The organism is Pseudovibrio sp. Ad5 (assembly GCF_001623095.1).
In the GTDB taxonomy this organism is placed as follows: Bacteria; Pseudomonadota; Alphaproteobacteria; order Rhizobiales; family Stappiaceae; genus Pseudovibrio.
The window spans coordinates 32117-48654 of record NZ_LMCH01000013.1; the positions used below are offsets into that span (position 1 = coordinate 32117).

The window sequence follows — 16538 nt, forward strand, 5'->3', positions numbered from 1 at the left end:
ACCCGCCGCCATGGCAAATGATCCCTCTCTTTCTCTCGAAGATTTCTGCGACGCGCTTTATGATGATGATCGCCTGATCGGTATCGACCTTGGCACCAAAACCATTGGTCTGGCACTTACTGATTCTGGACGACAGATCGCTTCTCCATTGGAGACCATCAAACGCAAGAAGTTTACACAGGATGTAGAACGTCTGCTGGATCTTTGTCAGGAACACAGTGTCTTTGGCCTCGTCATCGGCTTGCCGCTCAACATGGATGGCACCGAGGGCCCGCGCTGTCAGGCGACCCGAGCGTTCGTGCGCAACCTTGCCCAGAAAACGGAAATCCCGATCACCTATTGGGATGAACGTCTCTCCACCGCTGCCGTCACACGCACACTTATCGAAGCAGACCGCTCCCGCGCCCGCCGTGCCGAACTGGTCGACAAGATGGCCGCGTCCTACATTCTGCAAGGCTTTCTGGACCGCATCAACTATGGCGGCACTTCTCTCTTTGAAGACGAGTAGACCCAGTTCCCAAGCAACAACACTTGAGAAAATTTAAGGCGCTCTGCGCTTTACCATTCAGCTTTTTTCAGGCTAGGTGAATAGACGGATACGCGCATCAATGCGCACTTTGTCCCTCCACCTGCAAAGACACTTTCCTGTCTGTGCAACAGCCTGAAAAGCACACGCATGTTCTCTGCCCTGTCAGCCATCATCTCTGTCTTGCTCCTCACAGCCACAGGATGGTTCCTCCGTCATCGCAATCTCATCCCAAGAGAACGATGGAGTGGCATGGAAGATCTCGCCTATTGGGTTCTCTTCCCCGCGATCATCCTGATCAATGTGGGCACCTCAGATTTCTCGGCAATGCCAGTCATGGAAATCACCATATCAGTACTGGGAACATTCTCACTTCTGGCCATTCTCTGCCTCGTCTTACAGCCCTTTCTAAAACAGAAGTTTGCAATCGAAGGTCCACGCTTCACGTCCATTTTTCAAGGTGTCGTGCGCTGGAATGGTTTTGTCGCCATGGCAATTGCAGCCAATAGTTTTGGAGAGGAAGGCGTGGCACTGGTGGCGGTCATCATGGCAATCATGATCCCAGCAGCAAACCTGCTCTGCGTGATTGTATTGTCGATCTATGCAGGAGGGTCCGTCCCCTCACCAAAGACGCTTGCAAAAGAGATGATCAAGAACCCCTTCATCATCAGCGTTGCAGCAGGTGGCCTCATCAACGCCTCCGGTGGCTATATCCCGGAAGTTATTGCAAACTATCTGACATTTTTGGGAAGTGCCGCCCTGCCAATCGCAGTTCTGTGCGTCGGCGCAGCTTTGGATTTGGGAGCGTTACGTCGCCCGGGCCCAGCGCTCACATCAGCTCTGCTTTTGCGCAACGTACTTGCACCGGGCATTGCCTTGAGTTTCGCGCTTGCACTTGGGCTTGACGAAATCTCGGCAACCATCGTCACGCTGGTGTTCTCTGTTCCAGCAGCAGGTGCAAGCTTTGTTCTGGCAAGAAAAATGGGCGGCGACGCCAAGTTGATGGCCGAAATTCTGACCCTTCAGACAGTCGCCGCCGCAATCACTATTCCGACGTGGTTAGTGGTCGTGGCTTACTTGATTGGGTAAAGCCACTCCAAAATGCCCTTGGCATCATAGCGTGCATCCAGCATGCCATAGCTTGAACGCCACTGGCCTGCCATACGGGTCTCAATAAACGCATTGGCAATCGCTGGAGGAGCAACTTCTTTCAGCGCCGCAGCCGCAGCTGTGATCGCCAGCTGTTCCGTCAGCAACCGGGCACCGCCCTCATCTTCCAGACACGTGCGCGCGGCAGCCTGCAACACTTCAACAGACACCTTGCCCGCAGGGCCAAGATCAGCTTCCAGCATGCCAAGCACATTCATGAAGCTGTCTGGAGTGCGGTGCATGGCACGCAGCAGGTCCAGCGCCATGATGTTGCCTGAGCCTTCCCAGATGCTGTTGACTGGGGCTTCGCGGTAGATACGAGCCATATCGTGGTCTTCCACGTACCCGTTGCCACCCAGACACTCCATCGCCTCAGCGGCAACGTTCTCTGCACTCTTACAGATCCAGTATTTCGCAGCAGGCGTGATGATCCTCAGGAAGTCAGCAGCCTGACTGTCTTCACCTTCCAAATCCATGCAATGCGACAGTTTCAACGCCAGTGCCTCACTTGCAGCCATATCCAGAGACATGTCCGCAAGAACCCGCTGCATCAGTGGCTTCTCAATAAGGCGAGCACCGAATGCACTGCGGTTGGAGGTATGATGTACCGCTCTGGAAATCGCCGCCCGCATCAGGGCAGAAGACCCAATACAACAGTCCACACGGGTAGGCGTCACCATTTTCAAAATGGTCTTGATGCCCTTACCCACTTCCCCCACAAGGAAGCCAACAGCATTGTTAAACTCAACCTCGGAAGAAGCGTTGGATTTGTTACCCAGCTTGTTTTTCAGGCGCTGGAAATCCAGCCCGTTCACTTCGCCAGATTCCAAAATACGCGGTACGAGGAAACAGGTCGGCCCCTCTTCCAACTTCGCCAACACAAGGAACGCATCACACATTGGCGCAGAGAAGAACCACTTATGTCCATTGATCACATAAGTATCGTCAGAAACTTTTTCAGCGCGAGTGATGATCTGACGTAAATCGGACCCACCCTGCTTCTCCGTCATACCCATACCAAGGCTTGCACCCATCTTCTGGCTGGCAGGGCGAAAACGCTGATCATACTTACGGCTCAGGATGCGCTCATTCCACACCTTGGCAAGCTCGGGCGCCTGAGTGAGGGCCATGGCAGAGGCATTGGTCATGGTCACTGGGCAAAGGTGTCCACCTTCCACCTGACTCATCAAAAAATACTTGCGCGCACGATTATAAAACGCACGCTCCCCCCCCGGTTCCATGGATTCAACGGACGCACTGTGCAGGCCAGCTTCAAACGAGCGGCGCATCAGCGCGTGATAGGACGGGTGAAATTCAACAACATCCAGACGGCGACCATACGGATCGTGTGTTTTCAGCACCGGTTCATTAACATTTGCCAATCTCCCCAGATCCAGTGCATCTGCGGCTCCACACTGCTCGCCAAACTTGATAAGCTCTTCTCGTGCAGAATCGTTGGTTCCCGTGCCACCCAGATCAGCAAGGAGAATTGGATCACTCTCGGCAAGGTTATACCCACAATATGGCGGGGCCTGATTAATTACCCCTGTCGTCATAGTGGCTTGTGAAACTTTATCCATTTTTCCTCCCGCGAGTTGCCCCAGCGATTTTGATAGGTTAGCGCGCACGTTGCAACTGCGATTTGCACAATAAAAACTATACATCTGTTGAGCTCTTTACGAACTCGGTGTTTCTGCCTATAGAAGGGTCTTCGATGAGCAAGAAAACCACACATCGATCCTCAGCGTTCCCGCATCGCCATCTCCTCGGTATCGAGGGATTGCAGCCTCCCCACATTAATTACCTTTTGGACCTTGCCGACGAAGCCGTCGAAGTCTCCAGACAGGTAGAAAAGCAGAAAGCTGTTCTGCGTGGGCGAACGCAAATCAACCTCTTCTTTGAGGCTTCCACCCGCACCCAATCTTCTTTTGAGCTTGCAGGCAAGCGCCTGGGCGCGGATGTTATGAACATGTCGGTCTCCACCTCTTCGGTGAAAAAGGGTGAAACTCTGATCGACACCGCAGCAACCCTGAACGCCATGCGCCCTGATTTGCTGGTTGTTCGCCACCACGCCGCTGGAGCAGTCCACCTGCTGGCCCGCAAAGTCGGCTGCGCGGTCGTCAACGCCGGCGACGGCCCTCACGAGCACCCAACACAGGCTCTGCTGGATGCCTTGACCATCCGCCGTCACAAAGGAACCCTCGGCGGCCTGACAGTAGCTATATGCGGCGACATCCGCCATTCCCGTGTCGCACGCTCCAACATCATCCTTCTCTCCAATATGGGAGCCCGCGTGCGTGTCATAGCTCCCTCTACACTACTGCCCTCTGGTATTCATAGTATGGGCGTCGAAGTATTCACAGACATGCGCGAAGGACTAAAGGGCTGCGACATCGTCATGATGTTGCGTTTGCAACGCGAGCGTATGAGCGGTGCGTTTGTACCATCTGTTCGTGAGTATTTCCGTTATCACGGTCTGGACTCCGAAAAACTCTCCTACGCCAAACCTGATGCTCTGGTCATGCACCCCGGCCCTATGAACCGTGGTGTCGAGATCTCAGCAGAAGTTGCAGATGGTCCGCAAAGTCTAATCCGCGAGCAAGTGGAGATGGGCGTTGCCATTCGCATGGCAGTGCTTGAAGCTCTTGCCCAAAACCTTCCTGACAACCACTAGAGGACACGCGCATGTACAAGAATGTAAACCCGCTGGTCCTGACAAACGCCCGCATCATCGACCCAGCAAACAATGTTGATGAAGCAGGTGCAGTGATTGTACAGGACGGCACCATTCTCGCCGCTGGTGCAGAGGCTCTCAATCAAGGTGCTCCAGATGGAGCAAAAACCGTTGACTGCCACGGTGCTGTCGTCGCACCCGGTCTCATAGACATGGGCGTCAGCGTAGGCGAACCCGGCGCAGAACACCGCGAAACGCTGGAGAGCGCCAGCCGCGCAGCAGCCGTTGGCGGTGTAACCACCATCCTCACCAGCCCCAACACGGACCCGGTGATTGATGATCCTGCACTGGTGGATTTCATGCTCCGCCGCGCCCGCGACACGGCCATTGTCAACGTCCATCCAATGGCCGCCCTTACCAAGGGCCTGGCTGGCAAGGACATGAGCGAGATCGGTTTGCTTAAGGAAGCAGGCGCCATCGCCTTTTCCAATGACAGACTGCCAATCACCAACTCCTCCGTTCTGGTCCGTCTGCTGACCTACGCTCGTGACTTCGACGCGCTGGTGGTTCATCAGGCTCAGGATAAGGATCTGGCAGGCTCCGGCGTCATGAACGCAGGTCTGCGCGCTTCATGGCTGGGTTTGGGCGGCATCCCACGCGAAGCCGAGTTCGTCGCAATCGAACGCGACATGCGCCTCGTTGCCATGGCAAAAGGCAAGTATCACGCACGCCTGATCTCCTGCCCACAAAGCGCTGAGGCCATCCAGAAAGCGAAGAACGACGGCCTCAATGTCACCGCAGGCATCTCCATCAATCATCTCACGCTCAACGAAAACGACATCGGCCCCTACCGAACCTTCCATAAGATGTCGCCACCGCTACGCACGGAAGATGATCGTCAGGCCATGGTGAAAGCACTGGCAGATGGCACAATCGACATCATTATGTCCGATCACAACCCACAAGATGTGGAAACTAAGCGTCACCCCTTTGCAGAAGCCGAATATGGTGCTTTAGGGCTTGAAACAATGCTTGGAGCTGGAATGCGCCTCGTTCTGAATGAGGACATCTCACTTTCCAAACTGCTTGCAACAATGACCTGCAATCCAGCGGACCGTCTTGGTCTTCCTGCTGGTCGCCTCTCAAAAGGCGCTCCAGCAGACCTGATCGTGTTCGACCCGCAAAAACCATGGATCGTAGAAAAAGATAAAATCCGCTCCCGCTCAAAGAATACCCCTTTTGAGGACGAAACTTTGACAGGCCGGGTTTTGACAACCATCGTTGCAGGCGGCATCCTAGATCACGACGCAATTTAACGTGTAGCTCTGAACCAGCCCACGAGGCTTTGGCACAATGCACGCGATACGATAAAGTTTTAAAGCAGTATGCTCATCCGCGAGGACAGGCATACTGCTTTAATATTCAACTACTGGAGAACACCCGTGCCTGATCCAATCAGCTGGTCCCTTGATTTACCCTACTATCTGGCTGCATTGGCCTTTGGCTACCTATTAGGCTCCATTCCGTTTGGCCTGCTCTTTACAAAAATGGCAGGTCACGGCGATATCCGAAACATCGGATCCGGCAACATTGGCACCACCAACGTCCTGCGCACTGGCAGCAAGAAACTCGCAGCCCTCACTCTGCTGTGTGATGCGCTCAAAGGCACTGCTGCAGTCGTACTTGTAGCTCTTTACATGGGCGGTGAAGCAGCATTGATTGCAGGTCTAGGCGCGTTCCTTGGTCACCTTTTCCCGGTCTGGCTCAAATTCAAAGGCGGCAAAGGCGTTGCTACTTACATCGGCATCCTGCTCGGCATCTTCTGGCCAGTAGGCGTCATCTTCATCGCCATCTGGATTGCAACGGCCTACATCACCAAGTTCTCATCCCTGTCAGCACTGGTAGCAAGTCTTGTCACTCCCTTTATTCTGCTGGCTTTCGATCAGTGGCAAATTGCGCAAATGATGGGATTACTCAGCATATTGCTATGGGCAAAACATCACGAGAACATTGCCCGCCTGCTGAAAGGCAAGGAAAGCAAGATCGGTTCCAAGGGATGATGTAAATGGAGACAGCCACCAAAAGCCGGGCACCACACCTAAGTGACACCCAACGGCTTGCGTGGCTTCGCCTTATCCGCTCTGAGAATGTCGGGCCAAGAACATTTCGGGAGCTTTTTAATCATTTTGGCTCAGCACAAGCGGCACTTGATGCCCTGCCAGAGTTATCCCGAAGAGGCGGTAAGAAAACTTATCGCCTTTTTTCTATGGACAAAGCCGAAGCCGAACTGGCTTCCCTCTATAAAATGGGCGCACGCCTCGTCGCCATGGGCGAGCCCGCCTATCCTCCCCTTCTCAGACACATTGATGCACCGCCGCCTCTGCTCGCAGTTCGAGCCAGAGAGCCGTTGCAACAAGAGCTCACCGGCACGCAAAAGACGCTTGCGATCATCGGCGCCCGCAATTGCTCGGTCGCCGGAGCAAAGTTTGCAACAAAACTGGCTGGAGACCTTTCAGCAGAAGGCTTCACCATCATCTCAGGTCTGGCACGGGGCATCGACAGCGCAGCACATCAGGCCGCTCTCACATCTGGCACCATCGCCGCCTTTGCCGGAGGCATCGACACCATCTACCCAAAAGAAAATATGGAGCTTTTTGCAAAGATGATCGCAGCCAACGGAGCAGCCATCAGCGAAATGCCCATGGGCTGGAACCCGAGAGCCCGGGATTTCCCCCGCCGCAACCGCCTGATCTCAGGAATGTCATTGGGTGTTATCTTAATTGAAGCCGCAGAAAAATCAGGATCTCTGCACACCGCCCGATACGCACTGGAGCAAAATCGAGAGATATTGGCAGTCCCGGGGTCTCCATTGGATCCTCGGTCAGTCGGCGCCAACAAACTTATCCAGCAAGGCGCTGCGCTCATTCAATCGACTGACGATATTTTGGAGATCATGGAACCCAAAATCTCTATGTCCCTGCCACTTCATCAGGGGATTGATGAACCTTCTATGAGCTGGCCAGCATTGGAGCAGGCAGATGCAGACGAGGCCTCAAACCCACTCAATGCCAAAGAACAGGACAGACAGGCAGTCATCGATGCATTGAGTGAGACACCCATAGATCAGGATGAACTCCTGCGATTTACCGGTGTCACTTTACAGACGCTTCAACTCATCCTGCTGGAGATCGAACTGGCCGGACGCTTGGAGCGCCACAAACCCAACAAGCTTTCTTTGATACATTCTGACAGGGCGTGACAATTTTGCGTCTTAGTCGGTTTCGTTGTTTTCGAGATCCAGGTCCTCAACCTCAACAGGGTCCGGTAATCCACCGACTTGAGCTTCCGCTTCTTTTTGAGCCAGAAGCAATAAGTACCCCAGCAGGTCGAGCCTCTGCGATCGCGCCATGTCACTCAATTCACGACACATTTTGGCGCAGTACTCTGCTACGTCACGTGTTTCGATTGTTCTGTCATTTTTCGGCAACGGGTAATTACGCAAGCTTTTTAACCTTCTTATGCAACCATGACACAAGCCTCAGATGGTAAAAAGCGCTTTGCAATCTGAGGGTTACAGCAAGTGAAGCCATTACCTTAGGTTGCGTAAATTAGCAAGCGCAACCAAAATATGACCCAAGGAAAATTAAGGGAGTGGCTTTTCCGCTCTTGACCAATTGATCTGAAAAGGCCATTTGACAGCCGCGAAGTCATCCGAGATTGTGTCGGTTCGACTCATAAAACGGTTTTTGATTTATCAATTCCAAGACGAGATTTACGCGAAAGCCAGGAAATCAATGAACGTAGTCATTGTGGAATCACCGGCGAAAGCCAAGACCATCAATAAATATCTGGGCAAGGACTATATAGTTCTGGCGTCCTACGGCCATGTGCGCGATCTGCCTCCAAAGGACGGCTCCGTGCTGCCGGACGACGACTTTGCCATGTCTTGGTCTGTCGATTCCAAATCTCAAAAGCGCCTGTCGGATATCGCCAACGCGGTGAAGGAGGCTGACCGCCTTATTCTCGCAACTGACCCCGACCGCGAAGGAGAGGCCATTTCTTGGCACGTCTTGGAAGTTTTGAAAAAGAAACGCGTCCTGAAGGATAAGAAGGTCGAGCGCGTGGTATTCAACGCGATCACCAAGAATTCCATTCTGGAAGCAATGAAAAATCCGCGCGAACTGGATGTGCCGCTTGTCGACGCCTATCTGGCTCGTCGTGCACTCGACTATCTCGTGGGTTTTACGCTCTCCCCGGTTCTATGGCGCAAATTGCCAGGTGCCCGCTCAGCAGGCCGCGTGCAATCCGTTGCGCTGCGCCTTGTGTGTCAGCGCGAGAACGAGATCGAGACATTCCTCTCTCAGGAATACTGGTCCATTCTGGCAAACCTGAACACACCGGAAAACGCGCCGGTTCAGGCACGCATCACCAATTTTGACGGCCAGAAGATTACGCGCCTCGACATTAAGAACGAGCAGGAAGCCACAGCGATCAAGCAGATGCTTGAAGGTGCGAGCTTCTCTGTCAGCAATGTTGAGAGCAAGCCACAACGACGTAATCCATATGCGCCCTTCACCACCTCTACCCTTCAGCAGGAAGCTTCCCGTAAGCTCGGCTTTGCAGCAGCACGCACCATGCAGGTTGCGCAAAAGCTTTATGAAGGCGCGAACATCGGCGGTGAAACCACTGGCTTGATCACCTATATGCGTACCGATGGTGTGCAGATCGCTCCAGAAGCAATTCAAAGCGCGCGCGCCGTCATCGGCTCCCGTTATGGGGATGAGTACGTTCCTGAAAAGCCACGGGTGTATACGTCCAAAGCCAAAAACGCTCAGGAAGCGCACGAAGCGATCCGCCCGACCGACTTGTCCCGTCACCCGCGGGACATGGCAAAGTTCCTCGACGAAGACGGCGCACGCCTTTATGAGCTGGTCTGGAAGCGTACCATTGCCTCGCAGATGGAATCTGCTGTTCTGGAGCGCACCACTGTTGACATTGAAGCTGCAAACGGCGCCAAGAAAGCTGCCCTGCGCGCATCTGGCTCTGTTGTCCGTTTCGATGGCTTCCTCACTCTTTATCAGGAAGGTAAAGATGATGAGGAAGACGAGGAAAGCAAACGCCTGCCGCCAATGACAAAGGGCGACAGCCTCGGTCGTAAAGGCATTGAAGCCAACCAGCACTTCACTGAACCTCCACCACGCTTCACCGAAGCAACACTGGTGAAGAAGATGGAAGAGCTGGGGATTGGTCGCCCGTCCACCTACGCCGCAACGCTGCAAACTCTGCGCGATCGCGAATACGTAGATCTGGACAAGAAACGCCTGATCCCACAGGACAAAGGTCGTCTGGTAATTGCATTCCTTGAAGACTTCTTCAATCGCTACGTGGAGTATGACTTCACAGCAAGCCTTGAAGACCAGCTCGACAAGATTTCAGCTGGCGATCTGGAATGGAAGGCCGTCTTGCGTGACTTCTGGAACCCGTTCCACGAAATTTGTGATGAGGTGATTAAGCGCTCCAACACAGAAGTGTTGGATGCCCTGAACGAAACCCTCAAAGCACACGTCTTCCCAGACAAGGAAGATGGCTCTGATCCACGCAAGTGCCCGAAATGTGAAACCGGTCGCTTGTCACTGAAAGTCTCCAAATTCGGCGCGTTTGTTGGTTGTTCCAACTACAACAAAAACAAGAAAGACGGCAAAGAACCAAACGAAAATCCGCCACATTGTGATTATACACGTCAGCTCACCTCAGGCGGCACATCTGATGCGGGTGCAGCAGCAGACGGACCTCAGGTTTTGGGCATTGATCCGGAAACCGGTTTGGAAGTCTCCTTGCGCACAGGCCGTTTCGGCCCATATGTACAGCTAGGTGAAGAAGCCAAACCAAAGCGCTCGTCCTTGCCACGTGGCTGGAGCACTGCCGATCTGGATCTGGAGAAAGCCCTTCAGTTGCTTTCCTTGCCACGCGAAGTCGGCACTCATCCAGAAGATGGCAAGACCATTTCCGCAGGTCTGGGCCGTTTTGGACCGTTCGTGCTACATGATGGCACCTATGCCAACCTGGACAGCCCGGACGAAGTCTTCTCCGTCGGCATCAACCGCGCCGTAACCCTTTTGGCAGAAAAGCGTGCCAAGGGCGGAGGCCGCGGAGCTGCCGCAAAACCTCTCAAAGAACTTGGTGACCACCCCGATGGCGGCGCCATCAACGTATACAGCGGTCGTTATGGCCCCTACGTGAAGTGGGAAAAGATCAACGCAACCCTTCCAAAGGACGTTGCACCAGAAGCTGTCACGCTGGAACAGGCAACAGAGCTTGTAAACGCCAAGGCAGCAACAAAAGGTAAGAAGAAAGCGCCTGCCAAAAAGGCAGCTGCAAAGAAAACAACGGCCAAGAAAGCAGCGCCCAAAGGGGCACTGAAAGAACTTGGCGATCATCCGGATGGTGGAGCGATGGAGCTGCGCGACAGCGGCCGCCTCGGCGTTCGGATCAAATGGGGCAAGGAGTTCACCTCCCTGCCAAAAGGAACAGACCCGGAGACGGTAACCCGCGAACAGGCAATCGAGCTGATCAACGCGAAGAAGGATTAAGATCCCCGTTACTCTCCGGACAACGAAACATAAGGGCTTCCGTTCATCGGGAGCCCCTTTTCGCGGCATAAAAGCCGCACTGGATGAGATACATTGAGCCGAAAAAAGGCCACTGAAAAAAGACACAAGGGACCGGCAGAAATGCCATCCCGCGAAGACATTCTGAAGTTTATTGCCGACAATCCCGGCAAAGCTGGTAAACGCGAAATCGCCCGCCATTTTGGTATCGTCGGCGCAGCGCGCATCCCCCTCAAACGAATGCTGAGAGATTTGACTGAAGCTGGTCATCTCGAAAAACGCCGGAAACGCATGTTGCGTCCAGGCGATCTTCCTCCTGTCTTTGTTGTAAAAATCACAAGCAGAACTGCTGACGGTGAGCTCCTCGGCATCCCGATGAACTGGGATGAAGAGCATGGAGAGCCACCGAACGTTCTCGTCTTGTCGCAAAAGAACAAAAACAAATTCAACCCCGTCCCAGGCATCGGCGACCGCGCCCTTGTGAAACTGCTGGACGATCAGGATGGATCCCCCGAAGCCAAACACGTCGTGCGCGTGATGAAGCGCCTGGAGAACCAGGACACCGACGTCCTTGGCATCCTGCGCATCAACAAGGCAACCAAAGCAGCAACTTTGGAACCAGTTGACCGCAAGCAGCGCGCTGTCGATCTGGATCCGCGTGAGCTGATGGAATCTGAAGACGGTGACCTCGTAAAGATCGAAGTCCACAAAGTCGGACGATACGGCACACCACGTGGCCGCATCGTCAAACGCTTTGGGTCCACCACTTCGGAAATGGCTGTCTCCGAAATCGCATTGCACACACAGGGTATTCGTAATGAGTTCCCAGGAGCTGTCATTGCTGTTTCGGAAAACATCAAGCCTGTTGGCCACAAGGGCCGTGAAGATTGGCGTGACATCCCGCTTCTCACCATCGACCCTGCGACAGCAAAAGATCACGATGACGCGGTCTATGCTCAGTTGGACAACAGCCCGGAGAACGAAGGCGGCTGCATCGTTTACGTCGCAATTGCAGACGTGGCAGCCTATGTCACACCGGGCTCTCCGATGGATAAGGAAGCACTGCTACGCGGCAACTCGGTCTATTTCCCTGACCGCGTAATCCCGATGCTGCCTGAGCGCATCTCTAACAATCTGTGCTCCTTGCGCGAGAACGAAGACCGCCCATCCATCGCAACACGGATGGTCTTTGACAAGAACGGCAAGAAAACATCCCACTCGTTCCATCGCGTCATCATGCGCAGCGCGGCTAAGCTCTCCTATCAACAGGCCCAAAAAGCCATTGAAGGCGTGACAGACGACAAAACCGGCCCACTGCTGGAACCGGTTCTTGAGCCATTGTGGGCTGCCTATGAGATCCTGAAGCGTGGCCGAGACAAACGGCAGCCACTGGAACTCGACATCCCGGAACGTCGTATTCTGCTCAAAGAAGACGGCACCGTTGACCAGATCGTCGTTCCTGACCGATTGGATGCGCACAAACTCATCGAAGAGTGCATGATCCAGGCGAACGTCGCAGCCGCAGAAGAGCTTGAGAAACGCAACTCTGCCCTGCTCTATCGTGTGCACGATGCGTCGACACCGGAAAAGCTGGAGAACCTGAGAGATTTTCTCTCCACGCTGGACGTCAAACTGCCTCACATTGGCGGCCTGCGTCCTTCTGTGTTCAACAACATTCTCGACAAGTTCAAAGACACCGCAAGCGCAACCATGGTGTCAGAGGTCGTGCTGCGTTCGCAGGCACAAGCGGAGTACAATGCCGAGAACATCGGACACTTCGGCTTGAACCTCCGACGTTATGCACACTTCACATCCCCTATTCGCCGCTATGCAGATTTGATAGTGCACCGCGCCCTCATTCGTGCACTCGGCCTCGGGGACGATGGCCTGCCATACGGCATCGAAGAGAAGCTACCTGCCATTGCAGCAGAGATTTCTGCGGCAGAACGACGGGCAATGCTGGCTGAACGCGAAACCATTGACCGACTGATTGCCCTGTACCTTTGCGAGAGAATTGGGGCTGAATTCTCTGGGCGAATTGCCGGAGTGACCAAATCTGGCCTGTTCGTCAAACTGCTACAAAATGGCGCAGACGGCTTCATTCCTGCATCTACCATTGGTATGGATTACTACGAATATGTAGAATCGGCTCATGCCCTTCTGGGCAGAGCAACTGGTGAAACCTACCAACTTGGTGACGCAGTGCAGGTCAAACTGGTGGAAGCCGCCCCATTTGCGGGCTCTTTACGGTTTGAAATGCTCACAAAAGGCAAATCCAAGGGCGAAGCAGCGGGACGGGTTGCTAAGCACAAGGGTTGGCAAGCAAGAAACAACAGCAAGCCAAAAGGTTTACGCCGGTCAAAAAACGGAAATAAGCGGAAGCGCACATAAAAAAACCGTGCGCTCCCCTGCATTTACGGGACGGAAAAGGCAGGTATAAATGAATACCCATCAAGATCGGAATACCGGAGAAGCAGTGCTGCGTGGCATGCGCTGCAAATGCCCTTCCTGTGGCATTGGCTCTGTCTTCGACGGTTACTTGAGCGTGAAACAGTCCTGCGACAACTGTGGTGAAGAACTTCACCACCACCGCGCAGATGACGCTCCGCCCTACTTCACAATCTTTATCGTTGGTCACGTCGTCGTTGCGCTGGCCATGTGGGTAGAGATGGCCTACGTACCGCCTATGTGGCTCCACATGGCCGTCTGGCTGCCTTTAACCATCATCATGTCTCTGTCTCTACTGCGCCCAATCAAGGGCGCCTTGGTTGGTTTGCAATGGGCACTACGTATGGATGGCTTTGCAACTGCCGGCAAAGCACCTAGTTTTGGCCCAACACGCGCCAATCAGAGGTAAGGAATGTCCACGGAAGACCTGACGAAAGAAGTCAAAGTTGAGCGAGCGGAAGAAAACAACAACCCGGCCGCTCAGCCTTTGAGGCCAAAAGACGCCTCCACACTGCTTATTCTGGATCGCAAGGACGATGGCTCCCTGCATCTGCTGATGGGCAAGCGTCATATGGCGCACAAATTCATGCCTGGCAAATTCGTGTTCCCGGGTGGCCGTGTCGATTCTGAAGACAGCCGCGTCAGATATGTACGCGACTATCATCCAGATGTTCTCGCCAAGCTCAACTACGACAAAAAGCAGATCAAGACTGAAAGCCGCCTGCGTGCACTGGCAATTGCTGCCATTCGCGAAACCTACGAGGAGGCAGGCCTGTTTGTTGGCCGCAAAACCGAAGGCCCAAGCGAACCAGCAGGTCCGGGCTTTGAAGCTTTTGACGAACTGGGCATCCTGCCGGATCTTGAGCCACTTCGCTACGTTGCCCGTGCAATCACCCCTCCAGGCAGGACCCGTCGCTTTGATGCGCGTTTCTTCGCTGTATGGGCGGACCAGATTGCGCACAAGCTGGAAACCGGCATTGGACCAACAGAAGAGCTGGAAGAGCTCCAGTGGCTGCCAATTGAGCAGTGCAAAGAGCTGGACTTGCCGCGCATCACTCTGGCTGTCCTGACAGATCTTGAAAATCGCCTTGCCAAAGACCCGGATCTTTCTCCAGATGGCCCCGTGCCATACTACTACTGGAAGAATGACGGCTTCGCGCGCGAAGAAATTTAATTCTGATTACCCAAGGCGCAACAAACATATGTCGCCACGATACTATGTGTTGCGCCTTGCACTTTTCCTGATAGAAGCATTTAGAGCGTATCCCCGGAAAGCAGATCTGTTTTTCGGACAAGAACACGCATGAAACACGGCTTTAGAACATGACGCGTGAATGTATATGAGCGCAACATGGACGAAAGCACCTGCTCGTAACGAGCTTGAAACGCAGTTGTGTAAATGCTTCAGACATCGGGCACTTTAGCCAATTCCCTCTCACCGAAACAGGTTCGCGGCATCATTGCAGCCATCGCGGCTATCACAGCTGTTGGCCTTTCCCTGTCCGCAAGCCTGCCTCTGCTTGCACTCACGCTTGAGTATCGCGGTGTCAGCGACACATGGATCGGCATCAACACCGCATTCTCCGGCGTTGCCTCTATTGCTGCCACTCCGGTAGGCCCTTACCTTGCACGCAAACTGGGCACACCTCAGGCGCTCCTGATCAGCCTGTTGGTCGCTGGTTTCTCCCTGCCCTTCTTTTTTGTGTTTGAAAACTTCTGGGCATGGTTCCCACTCCGTCTGTTGTTCCACGGAGCAACAACCTCTGCCTTCATCCTCTCCGAGTTCTGGATCAACGCACTGGCACCTTCAAAGCACAGAGGCTTCCTCATGGGCGTTTACGCCACTGTGCTGGCCCTTGGCTTTGCCTCAGGGCCTCTGGTACTTGCATTTGCGGGCACAACAGGCGCACTCCCATTCTTGCTGGCAAGCGCAGGCATCATTATTGCAGCCTTACCTGTGTTGATCGGCTTCAACGCTGCACCGAGAATCGAAAGTGAAGCGACCTCAAAGCTCTATGCATTTTTGTGGATAGCTCCAGCTGCCACATTCGCCGGATTTGTCTTCGGAGCTGTGGAACAATCAGGCATATCATTGCTTCCTTTGTTCGGCCTCAAGATTGGCCTGACAGCGCAAACTGCGACCCTGCTTGTCTCTGCAATGGCTGCCGGCAACATGGTACTCCAGATCCCGCTGGGAATGCTCTCTGATCGCATGAACCGCCGTCATCTGTTGGTCTATTGCGGAGCCTTTGGTGTGATCGGCGCACTGCTTATGATCCCGCTCTCCGGCAGTTTTTATGGCATTTGCGCTCTTCTCTTTGTCTGGGGCGGCGTCGTGGCCGGGCTCTACACAGTTGGCCTCACACACCTTGGTGCACGCTTTGACGGGGCTAATCTGGCTTCCGCCAATGCGGCCTTCGTTCTCATGTATTCCATTGGCCAGTTGGTGGGTCCTGCCAGCACCGGACTTGCTCTTTCTGCGTGGGGTGCGGACGGACTACCACTGGTATTTGCAGGATTCTTGGGCGCATATGTAATTATATGCCTGATAAGGGGGACAAGACTCGGCTCAGCGCCCTAATGCATCTTGACTTTAGCCCTGTGATTAGTAATGTGCGCGCTGAATTCCCAAAGTTTCCCCGGAAGCGCACCCTACCCGAAGCGAAGGTGTGAGGGTGCCACCGGGACAAACAAAACAACCGGCCACTTCTTAAAAAGGCCGAAAACAGACAGGATCCTTAGCGATGGCCAAGGCGACCACCATTAAGATCAAGCTGCAGTCCACTGCGGACACCGGCTACTTCTACGTGACCAAAAAGAACTCCCGCACCATGACCGAAAAAATGGTGAAGCGTAAATACGACCCAGTCGTAAAGAAGCACGTTGAGTTCAAGGAAACCAAGATCAAGTAAGTCTTGGATTCATCTGAATTTTCAAAAAAGGCGTTTGCAGTCTGCAAGCGCCTTTTTTGTATGCGCTCTCAAGCGCGCGTTCTCACGACAGCCCCTCCAGCACTCAAGCGCAAACAAGAATCGCGAACTGAGCACTCCTCAACCAACTCGCCTGCACGCTCGAACCACTCAATTGTCAGGGGTGGACAACATTTCCTCACACAAGAGGAATTGGACTGAGT

14 protein-coding genes are annotated in these 16538 nt (G+C 53.8%); 12 read left to right on the top strand and 2 right to left on the bottom strand.

Going from position 1 to position 16538, the window contains the following annotated elements; genetic code table 11:
- The first annotated feature begins 10 nt into the window (after window positions 1-10).
- The gene (gene ruvX, locus PsAD5_RS07965; RefSeq protein ID WP_063291711.1) at window positions 11-508 is read left to right on the top strand and encodes a Holliday junction resolvase RuvX; all 498 of its coding nucleotides are present in this window, start codon (window positions 11-13) and stop codon (window positions 506-508) included.
- A gap of 168 nt (window positions 509-676) precedes the next feature.
- Window positions 677-1615 carry an AEC family transporter gene (locus PsAD5_RS07970; RefSeq protein WP_063291712.1) on the top strand — a complete coding sequence of 313 codons (939 nt, stop codon included), beginning with the start codon at window positions 677-679 and terminating at the stop codon, window positions 1613-1615.
- Here the strand turns inward: PsAD5_RS07970 and PsAD5_RS07975 are convergent.
- Entirely contained in the window at window positions 1600-3255 is a 1656-nt protein-coding gene (locus PsAD5_RS07975) for an acyl-CoA dehydrogenase family protein (RefSeq protein WP_084404504.1), read from the bottom strand. The two genes, PsAD5_RS07970 and PsAD5_RS07975, sit on opposite strands and share 16 nt — an antisense overlap.
- A 134-nt stretch (window positions 3256-3389) precedes the next feature.
- Between PsAD5_RS07975 and PsAD5_RS07980 the strand changes: the two genes are divergently transcribed.
- The 4 genes from PsAD5_RS07980 (at window position 3390) to dprA (ending at window position 7608) form a co-directional block, all read left to right on the top strand.
- A complete protein-coding gene (locus PsAD5_RS07980; protein ID WP_082827010.1) occupies window positions 3390-4349 on the top strand; it encodes an aspartate carbamoyltransferase catalytic subunit in 960 nt (319 codons plus the stop codon).
- An 11-nt stretch (window positions 4350-4360) separates the two neighbouring features.
- The gene (locus tag PsAD5_RS07985) at window positions 4361-5665 is read left to right on the top strand and encodes a dihydroorotase (protein ID WP_063291713.1); all 1305 of its coding nucleotides are present in this window, start codon (window positions 4361-4363) and stop codon (window positions 5663-5665) included.
- Between the two features lie 126 nt (window positions 5666-5791).
- On the top strand, window positions 5792-6409 hold the full coding sequence (gene plsY, locus PsAD5_RS07990) for a glycerol-3-phosphate 1-O-acyltransferase PlsY (protein WP_063289430.1): 618 nt from the start codon (window positions 5792-5794) through the stop codon (window positions 6407-6409).
- Window positions 6410-6414: 5 nt separating this feature from the next.
- Window positions 6415-7608 (top strand): DNA-processing protein DprA, encoded by a 1194-nt coding sequence (dprA, locus tag PsAD5_RS07995; RefSeq protein WP_063291714.1) that lies wholly within the window; start codon window positions 6415-6417, stop codon window positions 7606-7608.
- A 12-nt stretch (window positions 7609-7620) separates the two neighbouring features.
- On the opposite strand, the gene PsAD5_RS28005 is transcribed toward dprA, so the two are convergent.
- Window positions 7621-7758, bottom strand: coding sequence for a hypothetical protein (locus tag PsAD5_RS28005; protein WP_193778142.1), 138 nt, complete (start codon window positions 7756-7758; stop codon window positions 7621-7623).
- Window positions 7759-8143: 385 nt separating this feature from the next.
- Here PsAD5_RS28005 and topA point away from each other — a divergent pair, with 385 nt between their 5' ends.
- From topA to rpmG, 6 genes are all read left to right on the top strand, one after another.
- Entirely contained in the window at window positions 8144-10939 is a 2796-nt protein-coding gene (topA, locus tag PsAD5_RS08000) for a type I DNA topoisomerase (RefSeq protein WP_057463364.1), read from the top strand.
- Between the two features lie 141 nt (window positions 10940-11080).
- Window positions 11081-13348, top strand: a complete 2268-nt coding sequence (gene rnr / locus PsAD5_RS08005; protein WP_063291715.1) for a ribonuclease R — start codon at window positions 11081-11083, stop codon at window positions 13346-13348.
- Window positions 13349-13397: 49 nt separating this feature from the next.
- On the top strand, window positions 13398-13814 hold the full coding sequence (locus PsAD5_RS08010; RefSeq protein WP_057463365.1) for a DUF983 domain-containing protein: 417 nt from the start codon (window positions 13398-13400) through the stop codon (window positions 13812-13814).
- A gap of 3 nt (window positions 13815-13817) precedes the next feature.
- Window positions 13818-14579 (top strand): NUDIX hydrolase, encoded by a 762-nt coding sequence (locus PsAD5_RS08015; protein ID WP_063291716.1) that lies wholly within the window; start codon window positions 13818-13820, stop codon window positions 14577-14579.
- 225 nt (window positions 14580-14804) lie between these two features.
- The gene (locus PsAD5_RS08020) at window positions 14805-15986 is read left to right on the top strand and encodes an MFS transporter (protein WP_063291717.1); all 1182 of its coding nucleotides are present in this window, start codon (window positions 14805-14807) and stop codon (window positions 15984-15986) included.
- A gap of 163 nt (window positions 15987-16149) precedes the next feature.
- Window positions 16150-16317, top strand: coding sequence for a 50S ribosomal protein L33 (rpmG, locus tag PsAD5_RS08025; RefSeq protein ID WP_008552972.1), 168 nt, complete (start codon window positions 16150-16152; stop codon window positions 16315-16317).
- The last annotated feature ends 221 nt before the right edge of the window (window positions 16318-16538 follow it).